This is a genomic window from uncultured Bacteroides sp. (assembly GCF_910578895.1).
GTDB lineage: Bacteria > Bacteroidota > Bacteroidia > Bacteroidales > Bacteroidaceae > Bacteroides.
This window is the reverse complement of record NZ_CAJTSC010000002.1, coordinates 261-20,732: the sequence shown is the minus strand read 5'-3', so window position 1 is coordinate 20,732 and position 20,472 is coordinate 261. Positions and strand designations below refer to the sequence as shown.

Sequence of the window (20,472 nt, the reverse complement as noted above, 5' to 3'; positions counted from 1 at the left end):
TATTAAAACTAAAATAATGACCATGATGAAAGCAAAGTTATTTTCTTTATTACTCATTAGCTGCGTGTGTGTCGGCTGTGTGTTGAAAGCCCAGGTAGTTAAACAACCGACAAAAGTCGAACTTATAAAAGCCTTGGACGAGTGTACGTTGTATGCTACTAAGGTATTGTTGGATGAAGAAGGGAAATCGCGTTGTGATTACAACGTAATTGAAGGCAAATGGTATCCGTACGAAGAACCCTGGCACACAGGACAAGTGATATTAGGTTTACTGGAAGCCTACAAAGTTACCGGAAATAAGGATGCTTTGGCTGCTGCTCGTAGAGCCGGAGACTGGTGGATAAGCCTTGAAATAAAGGATAATCCACGGTTTGCAGGCATGGTTGCGGCTACTCATGGCGATGATATAGGTAATGATCAAATCGTGTTTGCTACAACAAGTGATGGTACTCCGGGTATTTTTGAATTAAGTCGTGTGACGGGTGATCAGAAGTATGCGAAAGTTGCTACATCAGCATCCAAGTGGTTATTGGAAAATATGTATTATCCCGAAGAAGGTGTATGCTATGATCTTGCTGATTTGAAAAGCGGTGAAATACTTACCCAGAATAGTCCTTTTTATAAAAATAAGAAAGAACAGAAGCTGGAAGATGTTTCCCGTCCAAATACCGAAGGATCTCCTTTTAAAGATGCTTATGAATTTTCGAAAGATGAGAAGTTCAGGGATGCACATATCCTGTTATCCAATTCACTGATAGAAAAACAAGATAAAGATGGAATATGGATGCGTTATATGCCTAATCATATGGAGGTCTCTTCTTTTCATCCCCGTTTCAATTTGTGGTATGCTGAATCTTTACTCGAAGCTTATGAACTGACAAAAGATAAAAAATATCTTGAAGCAGCTGCTAAAACAGCTCGTACATACGCCAAGGTACAGCAAAACGACGGAACTATCTATTATGTAAATTATACGGATGGAAAACCTTCGGATAAAGGTTCTATATGTGGTTCGGCTGTTGCCTTTGCCGGAATGCTTTGGATACGTTTAGCCGGATATGGTTATGATGAATTTATCCCCTATTATGAAAGGAGTATAAACTGGGTGCTTAAAAATAGATATGCAATAGATCATCCTGATCCTAATCTTCGTGGAGCTGTGATTAATACGCGCTACCGTTCAAAGAAAGGAAAGGTGTGGCTTACTAGTCGCGACGTAGGTACATCGTTTGGGTTGCGTTTTATTGCTGCGTATTATCAATTAAAATACAATAAGTAAGAAATGATGGATTTGATTAAAGAATTTAAAGTAGATTCCTTGAAGGTTTTTGTTTACGAAAACCGGGTAGCAATGGGGGGATCTGCTTATGAACTGTACAAGCGGAAAGTTTTGCAAATGATGGCTGATAGAAAAGAAAACATCAGGGCAATATATGCTGCCGCCCATTCTCAGAGTGATTTTCTCGAAGCTTTAGCCAATGACAGAGAGATTAATTTTGGTCGTATTGATGCTTTTCATATGGATGAATATATGGGGTTGGGTGATGATGCTCCTCAGAACTTTGGCAACTTCTTGAAAAACAGAATATTTTCCAAGAAGAATTTTCATACGGTGAATTATGTGAATCCAAGTGCAAAGGATATCAGTGCCGAATGTAAACGATATGAAAAGTTATTGAGAGAGGCTCCTCTTGATATCGTCAGTCTTGGTATTGGAGAAAATGGGCATATAGCCTTTAATGATCCGCATGAAGCTCGTTTTTACGATCCGCAATGGGTAAGAAAAACATCTTTGGACATGGTTTGCCGTCAACAACAGGTTAATGATAAGGAGTTTTCTAATCTTGACGAAGTTCCTGAGACAGCTCTGACGCTAACGATTCCGGCGTTAATGTCATGTACAACAGTTATTGGAGTTGTTCCTGATATTCGTAAGGCAAAAGCCGTATATGAAACACTGAATGGACCGGTTTCGGAAGCCTGTCCGGCATCAATACTAAGAATACATAATGATGCAACTTTATTTATAGATAAAGATGCTGCAAGTTTATTGGCAATTTAATACCTAAATTTTATGAAAGATACTTTGAAATTCTTCGTTTTTTTGGTTGTAATGTTGGTTCCAGTATCAATGTTTGCACAGGACAAAGGAAACCTTCGTGGAACAATAAAAGATAATGCCGGTAATACACTTCCGGGAGCTTCTGTTTCAATCAAAGGTAGTACACTTGGAGCAGCATCCAATATGGATGGCGAGTACGTATTGCAGGGAATACCCGTGGGGCAAATAAACGTAGAAGTTAATTATTTAGGATACAAACAAATATCCGAAACCATAACCATCACTGCCGAAAAAACCGTTTTAAAGGATTTTATTATGCAGGAGAATTCTTATGAATTGGGTGATGTTGTTATATCGGCTGCCGTTAGCGGGCAACAACGTGCATTAAATCAGCAAAAGGTGGCTGATAATTTGATGCAGGTTATTTCGGCTGACCAGATGGGTAAGTTCCCCGATCCGAATGTCTCCGATGCTTTGAAACGTTTGAGTGGTATTACGACCGATGGAAAAGAGGTACAGCTTCGTGGTACTCCAGCCAGTTTCACTAATATCAATATGAATGGTGAACAGATTATGAGTAGTCAGGAATCTGGTAAGCGAAATGAAGCGTTGGATGTTATTCCTTCCGACCTGTTGGCTTCGATGGAAGTTCAGAAAACGCTGTTGCCTTCTAATGATGGAGATGCTATTGCAGGAGTTATTAATATGCGTACCGGTACTGCGCGTTCATTAAAACCTAAATTCTCTGTAGACTTGGGAAGTGGATACTCCGGCATACGCGAAAAAGTTAACTATAATGCTAAAGCAGGCTATTCACAACGCTTCTTCCCTACCGGTAAGAACTCAAATGGGGTTTTAGGGATTGCTGCAAACTACAGTTTCTTAAGAAATAATAGCGGATATGACCGTTTAGAGGCTGAAGCATGGGAGCCATACAAATTGACGGAAAAAGCTACAGGCGAGGTTGTTTCCGATGAAACATATATTCCTACGGATTATCGTTACCGTTATCAAACTAGTACAACAACTCGTAACGGTATAACATTTGTTGCCGATTGGGCTCCAACTGTAAATACTAAATTTACATTGAGTACCGTTTATAATGAACGTAAAGATGATGCTGAAAGATATAGAAATCGTCTTCGTTTCCGTGACAATGGAAATGGATTTTATTTAATGGAAGACGGTTCTATTGGTTCGGAACGTATGCGTAGTATCACGCAAGTCTCAACTCAAAACGAGAAAATACGTAATTTCAATATTAATCTGGATGGAGAGTCTACAATAGGTAGTTGGAAAGTTGATGGAGGATTATTCTATACGTTGTCAAAGCGTAACTATGAAAGTGAGATGATGGGGTTTCAGACTCCTGAATGGAGGGCGGGAAAGAAAATAAATGGTGTTACTATTCCTAAAGGGACAGTTGTTGGAGTAATGCCTACTATTTATACCAAATACCTAAGTGGAAAGTATACTTATGTACCAACGGGGAATATGGGAACAGAAACTCCGGATGCTGTATCAAGATATAATCTTTATACAGTAGAAAATAATAATCAAATAACTGAAGGTACTAACTTTACGGTAAGAGCCAACGCTTCGAAAAATTACTATATAAAAGATTATGCGTCAATATTATCATTCGGGGTTAAAGGCAAATTCATGAATAATACTGGAGAAGTGCCTGTAGGAACAAATACATATTCCTATACGGCAAGTGATGCAAATAATTTGAGCAACTTATTATACACTGAACAACTGGATACAAAATTCTTGAAGAATAAGCTTCATTTTGGTGTAGCGCCCAGCTTTGATAAGACAAAAGCATACATGAACAATCCGGCGAATGCTGGTGATGTGACAGTAAATGAGTACTTTTCAAATATGAACCGTGAAGGAATTTATTATGATACTCAGGAAAAAGTATTTTCAGGATATGTGATGAATAAGACACAAATTGATAATGTGATGTTGTTGGCTGGTGTACGTGTTGAACATACCCGCGTAAACTACAAGGCAAATAAAATAGAACCTTATGTAGATCCGAATGCTCCGATACAGAACGACAATCCGGATGCGTTTAATGCTTATAAAAGTACACTTGTAAGTGAAAAATTGAATTATACAAAATTCTTGCCCAATCTTCAGATGAAAGCCGATATGTCTCAGAATACAGTTCTTCGTATGTCTTGGACCACAGGATATTCACGTCCTAATATCCTTGATCTTGTACCCAGTCAAGGCGTCTCTCAGGATTTAGAACGTGTGACTCTTGGAAATCCCGAATTAAAACCGGCTTATGCTAATAATTTCGATATTCTCATTGAGCAATATTTACCAAGTGTAGGTCTCATTTCGTTGGCTGCATTCCACAAGAATATACAGAAATTCCAATTCTTGAATGAAGGTATTTTGGATGATCCTACCAGTAATTATAATGGATGGCAAGTCATACAAACCAAAAATGGTAAATCGGCAAAAGTATTCGGTGCTGAAGTAACATTAAATTCAGCCTTGACTTTCTTACCATCATTCTTGAAAAACCTGGTACTTACAATGAACTATACATATGTGTTTTCACAAGCTACAACAGATAAAGACAGAGGTGTTACTCGTTTGCCGGGACAAGCTGAAAGTACAGCGAACTTTGCTTTGGCATACTCAACCAAGCGTTTCACACTGCAAGCTTCTATGAATTACATGGGGTCATTCATCAATGCTTTAGGTTCTAATTCGGAACGTGACATTTGGCAAGATGATCGCTGGCAGTTAGACCTGAACGGATCAGTAAACATATATAAAGGATTAACTTTCTGGGTAGAAGTTGTAAATGCACTTGACAGTGAAAGTTATGCGTATTTCGGCAACAAAGAACGTGCGTATAAACTTCAATATAATGGTGTAACTGGCCGTGGAGGATTTACCTATAGATTCTAGCGGAAAGTGCCGTTGCTAATTTTTCGATGCCATATTGAATCAATATGGCATCGAATTTTCAAAAAAATATCAACCTATGAAAACAAATACGATTATAATATCCTTCATTCTTAGTTTTATTTTGTCTGTACAATCTTTATACGGACAAGTTGACATACCCGATAAGAAAATACCGCATCCTCGTATTCTATTAACCGAAAAGGAAAAGGTGCAGTTAGTTGAAAATATATCAAACGATTCTGTTTGGAGTGTATTGCAACAAAATACATTAAAGGGTTGCGACCAACTCTTGATTACTACACCTCTTGAAAGAAGATTGGAAGGCATACGTTTACTTGGGACATCAAGGGAAGCTTTATATCGTATTTTTATGCTTTCATATGCTTACCGTACAACGGGTGAAAGCAAATATGCTGAACGTGCCAAAGCCGAGTTATTGGCCGTTTCGCAATATTCGGATTGGAATCCGAGTCATTTTCTGGACGTTGCCGAAATGACGTTAGCTGTTTCAATAGGTTATGACTGGCTATATAATACATTAGACAAAGATTCTCGAAAAATAATAAGAAATGCAATTTTAGAAAAAGGAATCAATCCTTCCTTAGACAGTAAATACAACGGATTCCTGGAAAGGGAAAATAATTGGAATCAGGTATGTAATACGGCTATGGCCTATGCTGCTATAGCTATAATGGAAGACCAACCTATGCTGGCAAAAGAAGTCATCAAGCGTTCTATTGAAAGTATCCGTAAACCTATGAAACGGTACGGTCCGGATGGGGCTTATCCCGAAGGGTATGGATATTGGCATTATGGCACTACCTATAATGTAATGCTTTTGGCCTTATTGGAACAAATGTATGGAACGGACTTTGGTCTATCGGATATTCCCGGCTTCACAAAAAGTGCATATTACATTATGCATATGATTAGCCCTACACTTCAGCCTTTTAATTTTGGAGACTCCGGTGCGGGTATTCGTCTTAATACATCCATGTTTTGGTTTGCAAAGAAGATGAACGATCCCGGTTTATTAAATTACGAAGTCAATTATCTGCTTAACCTTAAAGAATATAGCTATGAGCAGTATAGCCGTATGTTGCCTTCCATATTTCTTTTTGGACATAATTTAAAATTAGATAAAGCGAAAACCGACAGATTGCCCTTGACTTTTGTTGCCCGGAATGAGACCTCCGTGTCATTAATGCGTACAGCTTGGGGTACAAAAGATGCTATTTATGTAGGTATAAAAGGCGGTATGCCTTCTGATAATACACATAACCATTTGGATCAGGGTTCATTTGTGATTGATGCATTGGGAGTACGTTGGGCTATCGACTTGGGACCACAAGATTATGGAGCACTTGAAAAACACGGGCTTTCCATTTGGGATACAACTCAAAACAGCGACCGGTGGAAAATATTCAGGTATACAAACTTGGCCCACAATGTATTTTCTATAAATGATAAACTCTTTGATGTAAAAGGACGTGCTGAAATCAAATCGCATAAGAATACACCGAAGTTAAAAGGAACCCTGATTGATCTGTCATCGTTATATGATGGCCAGCTATCTTATGCTTCACGCTATATTGCCATTGTAAATGAAGAGTATATTGAAATAAAGGATGAAATAAGAACCAATACTGAAACTGCAGATTTAACTTGGCGGATGCTTACTAAAGCTGAAGTGAAAGCTGTGGGTGATGGATTCTTTTTGATACAGGATGGAAAGTCTGTATTTGTATCTGTTCCTGCAGGATCCGAACCATTTGTTGCATCTGCGGATCCTATTAGAGACTTTGATGTGTCTAACCCGAATGTAAGTATCATTGGCTACAAAATGAAGCTTGCACCTAAAACGACTCAAACGTTGACAGTGCGTCTGTTTCCTCAAAGTATGGATAAAATACAGGAAATATGTGACCGTGTTGCTACTTGGCAGATTAGAAACCAGTCCTCGGTAAAACATCATGCGTTGGATTGGACAAACGGAACTTGGTATAAAGGTTTGTCGGAGTGGGCAAAGGAAACGTGCAATGAAACTTATTTTGATTTCTTAAAGGCACAAGGTGAACGCCATGGATATAACGTTTATTACAGACCTTATCATGCCGATGATATTTGTGTTTCGCAAACGTATTTGGAATTATATAATAGATATGGTGATAAGGACTTTATCGCGCATACCATAGAGCGGCTCGACCATGTGATAAATAAACCATCGAAAGCACCTTTGGAAAAGAACCATCCCAAAGGTCGGGATGAACGTTGGTCATGGTGCGATGCGCTTTTCATGGCTCCGCCTGTTTATGCCGGATTGTATAGGCTAACCGGTAATAAAAAGTACATCGACTTCATGGATAAGGAATTCAAAGAATGTACTGACTCGCTCTATGATAAAGGTGCAAAACTATATTTCCGGGATTGTACGAAGATCAATCTTCGCGAAGCAAACGGAGAAAAACAATTCTGGGCACGTGGCAACGGATGGGTATTTGCCGGCATTCCGCTAATTTTAGACAATCTACCTAAAGATTATCACAATAGACAATATTATGTTGATTTGTTCAGGAATTTGGCCGAAGGTATTTTGAAAACACAAGATGAGAGAGGATCGTGGCATGCAAGTTTATTGGATAGTGACTCGTACCCCTCACCGGAGAACAGTGCTTCGGCATTCTTTTGTTATGGTATGGCATGGGGTATAAGGAACGGATTGCTTGATAGCAAGACCTATATGGAGCCGATGCTTCGGGCATGGGCTACGTTATGCAATTATATACATGAAGATGGGAAAATGGGTTATATTCAACCCGTAGGTCATGACCCGAAACCGGCTGATGAGAACACGACAGACGTATATGGTGTAGGCGCTTTCCTCTTAGCTGGATCAGAGATAATGAAATTGGAAAAGAATAATCAAAAATAAGAAATGATGGACAATACACTCAATCACGTAACAATGAACAAAAGAACCAATTATCGGTGGGTAATATGTTCTATGCTGTTTTTTGCTACCACCATTAATTATCTGGACCGTCAGGTACTTTCACTTACTTGGAGAGATTTCATTGCTCCGGAGTTTCATTGGACAAACACCCATTATGGAACAATAACGGCTTTGTTTTCCATATTTTATGCTGTGAGTATGCTGTTTGCCGGAAAATTTGTTGATAAGGCTGGTACGAAGAAAGGCTACTTGTGGGCCATTGGTATCTGGTCTATCGGGGCATGCTTGCATGCTTTTTGTGGTATTATCACCTCAGGTGTTGTTGCCGGCCAGTGGCTTGTTGGGTTTACCGGTGCCAGGGAAGCGATTGCTGTAATTGGCGATGCTGCTCTCATTGTAACCGTGAGTGTGACATTATTTATCATCGCCCGTATGATTCTGGCATTTGGCGAGGCAGGTAACTATCCGGCAGCCATCAAAACAACGGCCGAGTATTTTCCTAAAAAAGATAGGGCATTGGCTACAAGCCTTTTTGATTGCGGCTCTGTTGTCGGTGCTTTGGCAGCTCCTGTAACAATCCCTGCCATAGCAGAAGCTTGGGGATGGGAAATGGCTTTCCTGGTGATTGGTGCACTTGGCTTTATTTGGATGGGGGCGTGGATGCTGATTTATAAAAAGCCATATATGAATTCAAAAGTGAACGAGAGCGAATTGCAATATATTTATCAGGATGGACAAGATACGAGGAAGAAAGAAGAGAAAGCGTCTTATTTGACTTGTCTGAAATATAAGCAAACCTGGGCATTTGTCTTAGGCAAATTTCTTACAGACGGTGTATGGTTTTTCTTCTTATTTTGGACTCCGGCTTATCTAAGTGCCGTATACGGTATTAAATCCTCCGATCCAAAGGGACAATTAGCCATATTTTTGTTATATCTGATTTCCCTGATATCTATTGTAGGCGGCTGGTTGCCATCTTATTTTGTAGACAAGAAAAAGATGAATCCTTATGATGGACGTATGAAAACAATGTTGATTTTTGCTGCCTTTTTATTGATTGCCCTTTTTGCTCAGCCGTTAGGACACGTCTCTTATTGGATACCGATTATATGTGTGGGTATCGCAATGGCAGGTCATCAGGCTTGGTCGGCAAATATATTCACTACCGTCAGTGATATGTTTCCCAAAAAAGCGATTGGAACAATTATCGGGATTGGCGGCATGGCCGGTGGTATTGGTGCGTTTATCATCAATAAAGGTTCGGGCGTATTATTTGATTATGCGGACCAAACGCAAATGGTTTTCATGGGCTTCAGAGGAGAAGAAGCCGGGTATTTCATTATATTTTCGGTTTGTGCTTTCTCGCACTTGCTTGGTTGGGTGGTTATGAAAACATTGGTTCCTAAATATAAACCGATTACAGATTTATAAAAAAGTTAGAATGCTTAAGTTAAGATTGATTTTATTGTTTGTCTATTTTATATTTCTGATACCGGCAGCATTCTCCTGTAGAAACATGCGTTGTGCAGTAGGGGAAATATACCATGCGGTAAAGGAAGTGGATACCTTGAGTGTACATGCAATGTGTATGCTCTCGGAGTTGAATGCTTCTGTCATGAAGCATGTTAATACTGATAAAAACTCTCCGGATTATGGTGGCATTTACTGTCCGTATTGTAAATTGTATCATACGCGGGCGGCAGAGACAGTTTATCCTTTTGCGTTCGAGTATTATAAAACCGGGAATAAAGCCTATCTGAAAGCGGCGATCAATGCTGGAAACTGGCTTATTAGACAGCAGGAAGATAACGGGGCATGGCTCGAAACACCGGAAGAATGGACAGGTACAACCACCGATCAGGTGTTAATGATGGCGTTGGCATATCCCTTTCTGAAGCCGCATTTATCGAAGAAAGAGAAGGAAGCGTGGCTGCAATCCATTGAGAAAGCAGGCGATTACCTTGTCAAAGTAATGTCACCCCAATTTGCCAGTATCAATTATTGCGCGACAACTACGGCAAGTCTTATGGTTGTGAACGAAGTCGTCAACAAACGGTCCTATCAGTATAAAGCACGAGAATTGGCATACCAAGTGGTTGGTAAGATGGACCAGGATTATTTCCTGACGGGCGAAGGTGGGCGTGTGTTCGGAGTGAAATATGGAATAGATTTGGGTTATAACCTTGAGATGTCTCTTTGGGGGTTGGCATTATTTGCTCAATTGGCAAAGGATGACGTAATAAAGCAAATCGTAGAAAAGTCATTGGCACGGCATCTGTACTTTATTTATCCTGACGGATCGATGGACGCTTCGTGGGGGATCCGTTCCAATAAATGGACTTGCTTCGGTAGTGGTACTTCAGATGGATGTCAAGTGCTTTTCAGCCTGTTTATGGATAAAAATGATCAGTACCGTACGGCCGCTATCCGGAACATACAATTCCTGAGAACCTGCATGAAAGGCGGTATCGTTGGTTTTGGCCCTTTATATTATGATATGTATGATTACGAGCCTTGCATTTATCCCACTTTTACTAAAGCCAAGAATATGGCAATGGCAATAGCTTTTGCGAAAGCTGATGTGGGTAAAGTACAGCAGTTGCCTCTCGATAGGAAGGGTATGTATTATTTCCCTACGTTGAATTTGACGGTGTCAAGAACATCACAGTGGTGTGCTACCATATCAGGATATACGTATAAAGATCCGGCGGGAGATCGTACAAAATATATGCATCGTCCTGGTGGAGGTACAATAACCAATCTTTGGTTGAATGGACATGGATATTTTCAGGCATCATCGCAAACTATCTATAAAAGATGGGAACCAATGAGTTTTCCGGAAATTCCGACTCCGTTACCATTGACTCCAAGGATTGAATTCAGCAGTGGCTTAGGTTATTTCACCAATTTATATGAATTTGATGCTATCATGACCAACAACGAAAAAGATGGAGCGTATATCGTATCAAGCTTTGGTGAACTGAAAAACAGCAAGCAACAGGAAGGTGGTATTGCCTATCGATTGGAGCATACGATAAGCGACAATAGCGTGTGCAAAGAGATTGAACTTATTTATCACGATACTAAATCTTCTGTACGTATTATTGAACCAATCATTTATTATCCAGGCATGGAGTTCAAGCAGATAGACCCTAAAACGGTATGGATAAAGATGAATGATCAGACAATCGAAATGAAAATAATATCGGATAATGTGAATCTCGAACTAGGAACGGATGAGGAAAAATATAAATGGAGTTATCCTGCTCTGAAAGCTTATCCGATTATTTTGAACGTAATTTGTGAGAAGAATGGTTTTAGAGAGACCATCCGGTTTAGTTATAGATTAATTTAAAGTTTCATTGTGAGAAAATAAAATCAGAACTGTTTCTAAAAAATAATCTTATATGCGTAACATATTTTTTGTTTTATGGATATTTTGGGTTAGCCTGCCTGTTCGCGCTCAGATCCTGAATTCACCGGATCAAAACATGACTTTGGCATTTGCGCTTGACAAGCAAGGTGCACCTGTTTACACCCTCAACTATAAGGATAAAGAAGTGATAAAGTCCAGTAAGCTAGGCTTTGAGATCGTTTTAAGCAAACTGGGAGCTCTGGATTTAACCCGGAATTTTACTGTTATCAGTATAACTACTGATTCAGAGGATTCTGTATGGAATCCTGTCTGGGGAGAAGAGAAAGAAATTCGCAATCATTATAATGAGATGCTCGTGAAACTGTCAAATGCTGACCGTTTTATGAATATCCGTTTCCGTTTGTTCGATGACGGACTGGGGTTTTGTTACGAGTTTCCGAAGCAGGAAAAACTGTATGATTTCATCGTAAAAGAAGAAATAACAGAGTTCAATCTGGCAGGAGATCACAATGCATTCTGGATACCGGGTGATTATGAGACTAATGAGTATGTATATCTTACGACCAAGATATCGGAAATAGCCGTAAATAGGGAAAGGGCAATTACGCGCATAAAAACACAAGTACCCATTGATGGCGCTGTTGTGCAGACTCCGTTTATGATGAAATCGGATGATGGACTATATATAAACATCCATGAAGCAGCATTGGTTGATTATCCAGCTATGCATTTAAGTGTTGACATAAATGATTGGAAACTTCGTTCTCATCTGGTACCCGATGTTTGGGGAGGAAAAGGAGATATCTATACTCCGGCTAAGACACCATGGCGTACTATTATTGTAAGCGATGATGCCCGCCATATTCTAGCTTCAAAACTCATTCTCAATTTGAATGAACCTTGTCGGTTTGAAGATGTTTCCTGGATCAAACCTATAAAATATATCGGGGTTTGGTGGGAAATGTTCGTAGGCAAAGGAACATGGAACTATACGGATGATACGCATATAAAACTAAGTGTTACTGACTACTCGAAAGTGAAACCGAATACTACGCATTCCGCTAACACAGCAAATGTGAAACGTTATATTGATTTTGCTGCGAAGCATGGGTTTGAACAGGTGCTGGTTGAAGGTTGGAACATCGGTTGGGAAGACTGGGGAGGAAAAGTGAGAACCGACTTATTTGATTTCGTAACCCCTTATCCGGACTTTAATGTGAAAGAGTTACAGCAATATGCTGCCGATAAGGGTGTAAAAGTAATGATGCATCACGAAACAGGTGCTTCCGTAGCCAACTATGAACGTAGATTAGACGATGCTTTCCGGTTCATGAAGGAACATGGATATAATGCCGTAAAGACGGGATATGTGGGGTGGATCAGACCCAAAGGAGAACATCATGATGGACAATGGATGGTGAACCACTATATACATGTAGCAAATACAGCTGCTAAATATAAAATAATGGTAAATTCGCATGAGGCGGTACGTCCAACAGGCTTACACCGTACTTATCCGAATTGGTTGGCACAGGAATCTGCCCGTGGAACAGAGTTTGAAGCTATGGCTGGACTGCCTCCCGAACATACAACCATACTTCCGTTTACCCGTTTAATGGGTGGACCGATGGATTATACACCGGGCATTTTGCAAACCATATTCAGCTACCATAGTCCGAAGAAAACGAAACAGGCAGGTACTACACTTGTTAAACAATTGGCTTATTATGTAACTATTTATAGTCCGTTGCAAATGGCTGCCGATCTTCCTGAAACATATGAACGCTTTACTGACGTTTTCCAATTCATCAAAGATGTGGCGGTAGATTGGGATCATACTTATATTTTGGAGGCAGAACCGGGTGATTATATCACAATATCCCGTAAAGCTAAAGGCAAAAACGAATGGTTTATTGGTGGTATTACTGATGAGAATGCCCGTATGGCGAATATCACTTTTGATTATCTGCCAGTAGGAAAACAGTACATTGCAACCATTTATGAAGATTCAAAGACTGCACATTGGAAAACAAACCCAATGTCTTATCAAGTACGGAAAGTGCTCGTTACTCATAAATCAAATCTGAAACAATATTTAGCCCCGGGGGGCGGAGTGGCTATCAGCATTAAAGAAGTCTCAGATAAAACAGAAATAAAAGGTCTGAAAAGGCTTTAAAATAAATAATATATGAATAAATTACAGTTTGTTTTTACTATAGTCCTTCTGTTCTCAGGTATTTGTGTATCAGGCAAGACTGTTGTCGTTAACGATAAAATATCTACCAAGGCAATCAATGATAAGCTTGTCGCTCTTAAAGGTGGAGATACGCTTTTATTAACGAAAGGCTATTATCGTATAAACCTGAAGTTGATAAACAAAGCAGGTATTCAGGATAATCCTATCGTGATAAGGGGTGAAGACCGAGCGAATACTACGATAGATGGTGGTGCACCTGAACCGGGGAGCAACTTGAAAAATTATGGGGTGTTCATTGAAAACAGTTCATGGATTACGATAGATAACTTGTCCTTTAAAAATTGTTGGGTAGATGTTGTGCGGGTTCATGAATCAAGTTACATATCATTGATAAACTGTACCATAAAAGGCGGACGGCGCGCGCTTTTTGCTCAGGGACGGAAAAGTCACCATTTTCTTGTAGAGAACTGTTATTGGGAACAGGGTGAACATGTTTGGACAAAGGAAGGTAAGTTCTCGTGGTCTGAGTTGCATCATGGAGAGTTCAAACATTACAACGGCAGTATCTTTCAAGCAAAAATGATCGGAGGATCCTTTGTTATTCGCGACAACTATATTAAAAATGTATATAACGGAATACGGTTGTCAATAATGGGCGATGCTGAAAGTGATACCTTGGCTTGTACAAACGGAGAAGTCTATCGAAATGTAATAGAGAATTCGGCCGATAATGCCTTTGAACCCGAAGTCTATTGTAAGAACCTTCATTTCTATCATAATACGATGATCAACAGTCATGCCTTTATTTCGATAACTGAGGTAGGCGGCGGTCCGATCTATTTCTATGGAAATACAGGTGTCAAATTGCCCGGTTGTAATGATGGTTGGACGATTTTTAAATTTGTAGGGAAGGAAAGACGTTTGACGAAACCGTTATATATATTCAATAATAGCTGGCAGGTTGACTCGGATGTATTGGGGCGTATAAATGAAGAATACTGGCATAGTGACCACATTTACCATTTCAACAATGCTTACCATCTTTCAAATGCTGATACGGTTGGTATCTATTATTTAGGAAAAAACAACCGGTTTGAGAATGATTGTGCCAATATTCCTTTTCCGGATAAAGTAGTCCGGACAAGTAAATGTCCGAGTATAGTGGCCGACCCGATGTTTATGGATGGTGCTTATGGAAACTTTTTGTTAAGAGATGGTTCACCTTGTAAGGATGCCGGAATAATACCAGATGATATTTCGATTTACTATACCGGAGGTAAACTGGATATCGGTGCTTATGATGACGGCAAGTTAGTAGAAGGACCGGTCTTTCGGTATGTAAATCCAGGCATAGAAATGCCCGACCGGGAAAAGCCCCGTATTGTGAAACATAAAGTGGAAAATAACACCTTGAAATTATGGTTCTCCTGTCCTTTGAATGAACAAACCATTAACGCCGGAAATTTCATGTTGAATGATATAACTTTTCAACGTTTCTGTCTTCAGGAGGAGAGTTGTTTACTTATTTTGACGGCAGATAAAGAATTGCCTTGGAATAATATCTATTTGTCGGTTATTGCCAAACCCAAAAGTATGGATGGCGAAGATGTTACCTTGTGGGCATCCTCTATTCCTACAAAACCGGTTTCAGAGGCTCAAAAAGCATTGGCACTGACAAAGAAAGCAGCGGATTATCTGATACAGAATACACTCTTTGATTTTGAAACTAAGGTGGTTACTTTCAATGCTAATGTATCCCGGTTGCGGATTGGCGAACAGGTATTGAATCGTCCAAATCAGATTGCTTATGGATTGATAAGTTTGAATACTAAAGAACCTAAAGAAACAAAGCTCGGATTTTCTTTCCGTGGTAATATCAAACTCTACCTGAACGGAAATCTGATTTATGCTGGAGAATCCGATAAAGAACAGTTTGAGGAATATACCTATAACCGTTTTCGGTTCAGCCATGAAGTGAAGGTCAATTTGAATAGAGGAGAGAATCAACTTTTAGTCAAGACATCTGGTGGAAGTAAGGGACTTGAATTTGTCTGTTGCGCTTTAAGACTGGATCAATTGTTCGATGATTCCATTGAAATAAGGAATAATATAGCGAATTCACACATCAATAATTGGCTGGTGACAGAACCTTTTGAAACTACTTCCGCTACCCCAATGGGTTCTGTGTTTGGACCCGAACGAATGATACGTAGGTATTATGTATATAACGGCCGGATGATTACATGGCAAATGCAACAACCTCTCATCCAGCAAGCCTTAAAGGTTTCACCATTTACAAATAATAAAAAAGGTTTTAATGTAGATTGGCATTACGCGAATTCGAATACCTTATTGGGAATACTGAATTTGTATAAGGCTTCGAATGCCTATACTTATCAGGCGTTTGTCGATAAATTTAATAAGCATGTATTCGACCATTATCATTTTTTTAAAGAACAATATTTTTCATCGCGTATAATGCGGGGAGGATACTTTCGTTTATTCAGGGCTACCATGCTCGATGATACGGGAGGTGCAGCTTTACCTTTGGCTGAAATCGTTTTGAATGCTGAGTCGCAAATTTTGCACCGGGAAATACTTGATCGAGTCCTTGATCATATATTAAACAAGCAATCGCGTCTTGCAGACGGTACATTATGCCGTCCCGAGCCGGTTGAACAAACTGTTTGGGCTGATGATATGTTTATGTCCGTTCCTTTCCTGTTGCGTATGGCTAAATTGAATAAGGATAGTAAATTATATGATGAAGCTGCTTTCCAGATATTGCACATCAATCATTATCTAACTGATCCACATACCAACCTATGCAGGCATGGGTGGTACAATCAAACAAAGGAGTTATCCCCCGTTGCATGGTCAAGGGCAAACGGTTGGGTGGTTTGGGCGATGTCCGAGGCGTTACTTGAACTGCCTGTCAGCCATAAGGACTATAAGAAGATAAAAGAGGTGTTTACTAAACGTTTGGTGGCTTTACTTAATTATCAGTCCGAGAGTGGTTTGTGGCATCAAGTCCTGAATGAATCGGACTCCTACCTGGAGACTTCCGGAAGCGCCATGTTCGGATTAGCATTGGCAAGAGCAATCAATCATAAGTGGCTCTCACAACGATACGTTCCACAATTAATGAAAATATGGAAGGCTGTTTCGGCGCAGATTGGTGAAAGTGGGGTAGTGTATGGTATATGCCAAGGAACGGATATGGGTAAGGATACCGATTATTACAAACGTCGGAAAACGCTTGAAAGCGACCCGCGCGGAATGGGTGCCGTGTTAACCTTTGGAACGGAAATGTATTACTTTTTTAATAAATAACAGATTGGTAATGAAACGTATATTAAGTATATGCTTATTGATGGTAATAGCGGCATTTAATCTTTTTGCAGTGGATATTGTACCATTACCTTATAAAGTGAAAACTACAAATAAAAAGTTCTCTTTAGAAACAGATGTTGACTATGAGAAACTTTTGATGGAACGAAATGTATCTATCAAGTCGTTTCAAATGGGTATTCGTGGAGGTGAACTCGATGGATTTTTTCAGAAGTTGGGCTTTTTCGAGGAGGAATTGGGTGATGAAGGTTACGAGCTTCATATAGATAACAATCAGGTTGTGTTGGCTGCAAATACTCTACAGGGACTTTTCTATGGAAAGCAATCTTTAATTCAACTGATTCGTGGCGCAAAGAATAATAAGCTTCAAGGATTACACATCATAGACAAACCGGCAGTGAAATTCCGTGGGGTGATGGACGATATAAGCCGTGGTCCTGTTCCGACGCTGGAATACATGAAATATCAGATTCGGCGACTTGCTGAATTGAAAATAAACACATTGACTTACTATACGGAGCATGTAGTGCGTACGGAGAAGCATCCTGAGTTTGCACCTCCTGGTGGTGCGTTATCCATAGCCGAGTGGAAAGAATTATCTGAGTATGCAAAGGAGTATTATATAGAATTAATACCCAATTTCCAATCACTCGGCCATGCCGAAAAGGTGTTGCTTAGTCCTAAATTCCGGAATATTGCCGAGAGTAATACGATGTATGCTTTGACTAAACCTGAAACATTAGAATTCATGCGGGATATTTATACAGAAATGAGTCCTGCGTTTGAGTCAAAGTTCTTTCATGTGAATTGTGATGAAACCTTTGATATAGGACGTGGTCCATCTGCCGAAAAAGTGAAAGAGCTTGGTGCAGGGCGTGTATATACGGACTATATGAACCGGTTGTCTGCAATATTAAAAGATAATGGTAAGTGCATGATGATGTGGGGAGATATTGTACTGCAATATCCGGAAGTTTTGGACATCCTTGCAAAGGGGACAGTGATGATGACCTGGGAGTACAGTGATTATGATTCTTATAGCAAATGGATTGATCCGTTTGTAGAGAAAGGATTTGACTTTATTGTGTGCCCCGGAGTGTTGAATTCATCTCGTATCTCTCCAAATTACAAAATGGCCATTCCTAATCTCCGGAAGTTTATAAAGCAAGGAATTGAAAAAGGGGCTATGGGAGTACTTAATACAGTGTGGGATGAAGGTAGTTTACAAACTTTCGATCGCGACTGGTATGGAGTGGCTTATGGCGCAGAACATTCATGGAATCCCAATGAAAAGGAACTTGGTGATTTTGATGCTCGTCTTTCCAAAGCCGTTTATCAGAGCGAAGGGGGAGAACTTTTCGCAGCCATTCACAAACTGACTGAAATGAGCGAAATCGGAGCTCTTGATAATATGAGTGAACTTGTCTTTTGGAAAACAATGATTCCTGAAAGAGGCAAATACATTCAATATAGCTTGGCGGATTGGGAAGATGTGCTTGAAGCCTGTGTAGAGATTGATTCTATTTTGAGTAAACCGACCGCTAAGAAGTATGTGCGTGAATACAAGGCGTTTGGTATGGTAACTGCCGAATATAAATATTTGGCAAAAGCCAAACTGAAATTGGCTGAGGCTGCATCTTTATATGCTGAGGCTATTGAATTTCAATGTCAGGACAAGATGAAAGCTAAAGCTTTATTGGATAAAGCTTTAACTAACATAACTGAATGCCGGAACGATTTAGCCAAAGTCCAAATGGAGTATGATGCTATTTGGAAAAAAGAGAATCGTGAGTATTGGAATAACTTTGAAATGGGATCTTTTAATCGGTTATTAGCTGATTACGATGACATAATTACTTCATTCAACACATCAGTTGGGTATTTTGAACAAGGATTGCCTCTAATTGCTCCGGCTGATATTCGCTTGGATATCCGGGAACTCAAAGGTTCATATTTTACCTACTGGCTGATATCTCCGGCTTTCAATCTTGAGAATGGGGTGACATTCGATACGGACTTATTGAAAGGAATGGGTGGCGAGAGCGCCGCTGCTCCTTTTCCCGGGTTCTCATTTTTCAATGAGAAAGGGGAGAGTATCAAATGGATGAAATATTCCTCTTCACTTTCTGATCGTGTTTCGTTGGATATGCCTTTAGAGGCAAAAGGTAAAGTGTTATCTTATGCCTATTGTACATTAGAATCTCTGAAAGAGCAAACGGTAATCGCCAGTTTTGGTTTTGCCGGAAAACTTGAAATTATCTGTAACGGAGTATCTGTCTTTAAAAAACAGGGTAGTGAAACTATGATTACGGACGAGTATCAATGCAAGCTGAACCTGAAAGCAGGAAAAAATAAAATATTGCTTAAGTTGGGAAGAGCGACTAATAATTGGGATTTTTCTTTCCGTATAGCAAATGTCAAGGTTAGTAGTAGAAAGAATAAATATCAAATAGATTGAAAGGATAGTATTTACTGTTGCCCATTGTACATAGGGGGAGGTAGGGACTTAGAATGGCGATTCGATTGTAATATCTACATGGATGTCGGGCGAGGTGATTTTGTGAAGTACTTTGGAATAAATTCCGAAAAAGGTAGTGTAAATAAACTGTGTCCTGCACACGGCTCTTTCATTTACAGCAGTCAGAGGAATTGCCGCCCTTCTTCCTCTGACTGCTGATAAATCCCGTAAATAAAAGTCCCGTGACTGACAACTTCTTTTTCTTCTGATGTTCCCACTTAATTGGGAACGTGTTCCCAGTACGGTGGGAACGTATTCCCAATTCGATGGGAACGCGTTTCCAGTTAACTGGGAATAAAGTTCCACCGTGTAGGGAATGGGTGGCACTCGTATGTCTCTGACAATAAATATTTTGCAGAGATTTCTAGCCGGTCTGCTCTTATCCGTTTGTTCTTCATCGGTCCGTTTCCGTTTGTCTGCTCTCGCCTGTCTGTTTGCGCTTTTTTTGGTGAGCGGTGTCTGTTTGCATAAACCGCGGATGCATATTTCCTTTTCCCTGATAACCGTTGATCACTCCTTCCCTGGTCATCCTCTGCCTTTTTGGGGCTTTGCCCCCCGCTTTAGAGGCTCTTTTCTGATTTCGGGCCTGTTTCCTTCCGGTCCCTTTCTCGCGCGCCCGCATATATTATTAATGTGTCCCCTTTTCCTCCCCTCCTTGTTGCCTTGAAGAAACATGTTCTGCAACACATTTATAAATCAGCATTTTACATATTGTATATAAAAAAAGTTGCAAAAAACCTGTCCTTATATTTGCCAGTTCCTCCTGTATGCCTTACTTTTGCATCCGCTTTCGGGAACGAAGGCTTAGTTTTTTGACATGCTGGCTTACACGGAGCGATAGCCCTTTTCCTTTTTTTGCTTTCCGGATTTCCCGCCTGCCGCGGTTCTCTTCCTGAAAAGAAAAAAGTCGAAAAAAAAACTTCCTGAAAAATTTGGAAGTTATACTGGAAAATCCTTACCTTTGCACCCGCTTTCAGAAATGAAGCGGCGTCGGTTGAAATGGTTTTCCTGAGGGTTTGGTCGGGATGTTTTTCCTTCCCTTTCTGTTCTCCCTTTCGCAAGAGAGATGACGGGAAAG

At 40.0% G+C, this 20,472-nt stretch carries 9 protein-coding genes; all 9 read left to right on the top strand.

Annotated features, from left to right (window positions below):
- Positions 1–22: 22 nt before the first annotated feature.
- The 9 genes from QZ327_RS00880 (at position 23) to QZ327_RS00840 (ending at position 19,334) form a co-directional block, all read left to right on the top strand.
- Positions 23–1,279 carry a beta-L-arabinofuranosidase domain-containing protein gene (locus QZ327_RS00880; RefSeq protein ID WP_294616335.1) on the top strand — a complete coding sequence of 419 codons (1,257 nt, stop codon included), beginning with the start codon at positions 23–25 and terminating at the stop codon, positions 1,277–1,279.
- Positions 1,280–1,282: 3 nt separating this feature from the next.
- The gene (locus QZ327_RS00875; RefSeq protein WP_294616334.1) at positions 1,283–2,062 is read left to right on the top strand and encodes a 6-phosphogluconolactonase; all 780 of its coding nucleotides are present in this window, start codon (positions 1,283–1,285) and stop codon (positions 2,060–2,062) included.
- A 12-nt stretch (positions 2,063–2,074) separates the two neighbouring features.
- Positions 2,075–4,999, top strand: a complete 2,925-nt coding sequence (locus QZ327_RS00870; RefSeq protein ID WP_294616332.1) for a TonB-dependent receptor — start codon at positions 2,075–2,077, stop codon at positions 4,997–4,999.
- Between the two features lie 76 nt (positions 5,000–5,075).
- A complete protein-coding gene (locus tag QZ327_RS00865) occupies positions 5,076–7,931 on the top strand; it encodes a glycoside hydrolase family 88 protein (RefSeq protein WP_294616330.1) in 2,856 nt (951 codons plus the stop codon).
- 6 nt (positions 7,932–7,937) lie between these two features.
- Entirely contained in the window at positions 7,938–9,383 is a 1,446-nt protein-coding gene (locus QZ327_RS00860; protein WP_294616489.1) for an MFS transporter, read from the top strand.
- Positions 9,384–9,393: 10 nt separating this feature from the next.
- Positions 9,394–11,307 (top strand): hypothetical protein, encoded by a 1,914-nt coding sequence (locus QZ327_RS00855; protein ID WP_294616328.1) that lies wholly within the window; start codon positions 9,394–9,396, stop codon positions 11,305–11,307.
- Positions 11,308–11,359: 52 nt separating this feature from the next.
- Positions 11,360–13,504, top strand: a complete 2,145-nt coding sequence (locus QZ327_RS00850; RefSeq protein ID WP_294616326.1) for a glycoside hydrolase family 97 protein — start codon at positions 11,360–11,362, stop codon at positions 13,502–13,504.
- 12 nt (positions 13,505–13,516) lie between these two features.
- Positions 13,517–16,858 (top strand): glycoside hydrolase family 88 protein, encoded by a 3,342-nt coding sequence (locus tag QZ327_RS00845; protein ID WP_294616324.1) that lies wholly within the window; start codon positions 13,517–13,519, stop codon positions 16,856–16,858.
- A gap of 10 nt (positions 16,859–16,868) precedes the next feature.
- Positions 16,869–19,334, top strand: coding sequence for a family 20 glycosylhydrolase (locus QZ327_RS00840; protein ID WP_294616322.1), 2,466 nt, complete (start codon positions 16,869–16,871; stop codon positions 19,332–19,334).
- Positions 19,335–20,472 lie beyond the last annotated feature (1,138 nt).

Bases quoted from the DNA above. Each gene is read 5' to 3' on its own strand.
- QZ327_RS00840 (WP_294616322.1), top strand. From the start codon at position 16,869: ATGAAACGTATATTAAGTATATGCTTATTGATGGTAATAGCGGCATTT.
- QZ327_RS00845 (WP_294616324.1), top strand. From the start codon at position 13,517: ATGAATAAATTACAGTTTGTTTTTACTATAGTCCTTCTGTTCTCAGGT.
- QZ327_RS00875 (WP_294616334.1), top strand. From the start codon at position 1,283: ATGATGGATTTGATTAAAGAATTTAAAGTAGATTCCTTGAAGGTTTTT.
- QZ327_RS00870 (WP_294616332.1), top strand. From the start codon at position 2,075: ATGAAAGATACTTTGAAATTCTTCGTTTTTTTGGTTGTAATGTTGGTT.
- QZ327_RS00865 (WP_294616330.1), top strand. From the start codon at position 5,076: ATGAAAACAAATACGATTATAATATCCTTCATTCTTAGTTTTATTTTG.
- QZ327_RS00880 (WP_294616335.1), top strand. From the start codon at position 23: ATGATGAAAGCAAAGTTATTTTCTTTATTACTCATTAGCTGCGTGTGT.
- QZ327_RS00860 (WP_294616489.1), top strand. From the start codon at position 7,938: ATGGACAATACACTCAATCACGTAACAATGAACAAAAGAACCAATTAT.
- QZ327_RS00855 (WP_294616328.1), top strand. From the start codon at position 9,394: ATGCTTAAGTTAAGATTGATTTTATTGTTTGTCTATTTTATATTTCTG.
- QZ327_RS00850 (WP_294616326.1), top strand. From the start codon at position 11,360: ATGCGTAACATATTTTTTGTTTTATGGATATTTTGGGTTAGCCTGCCT.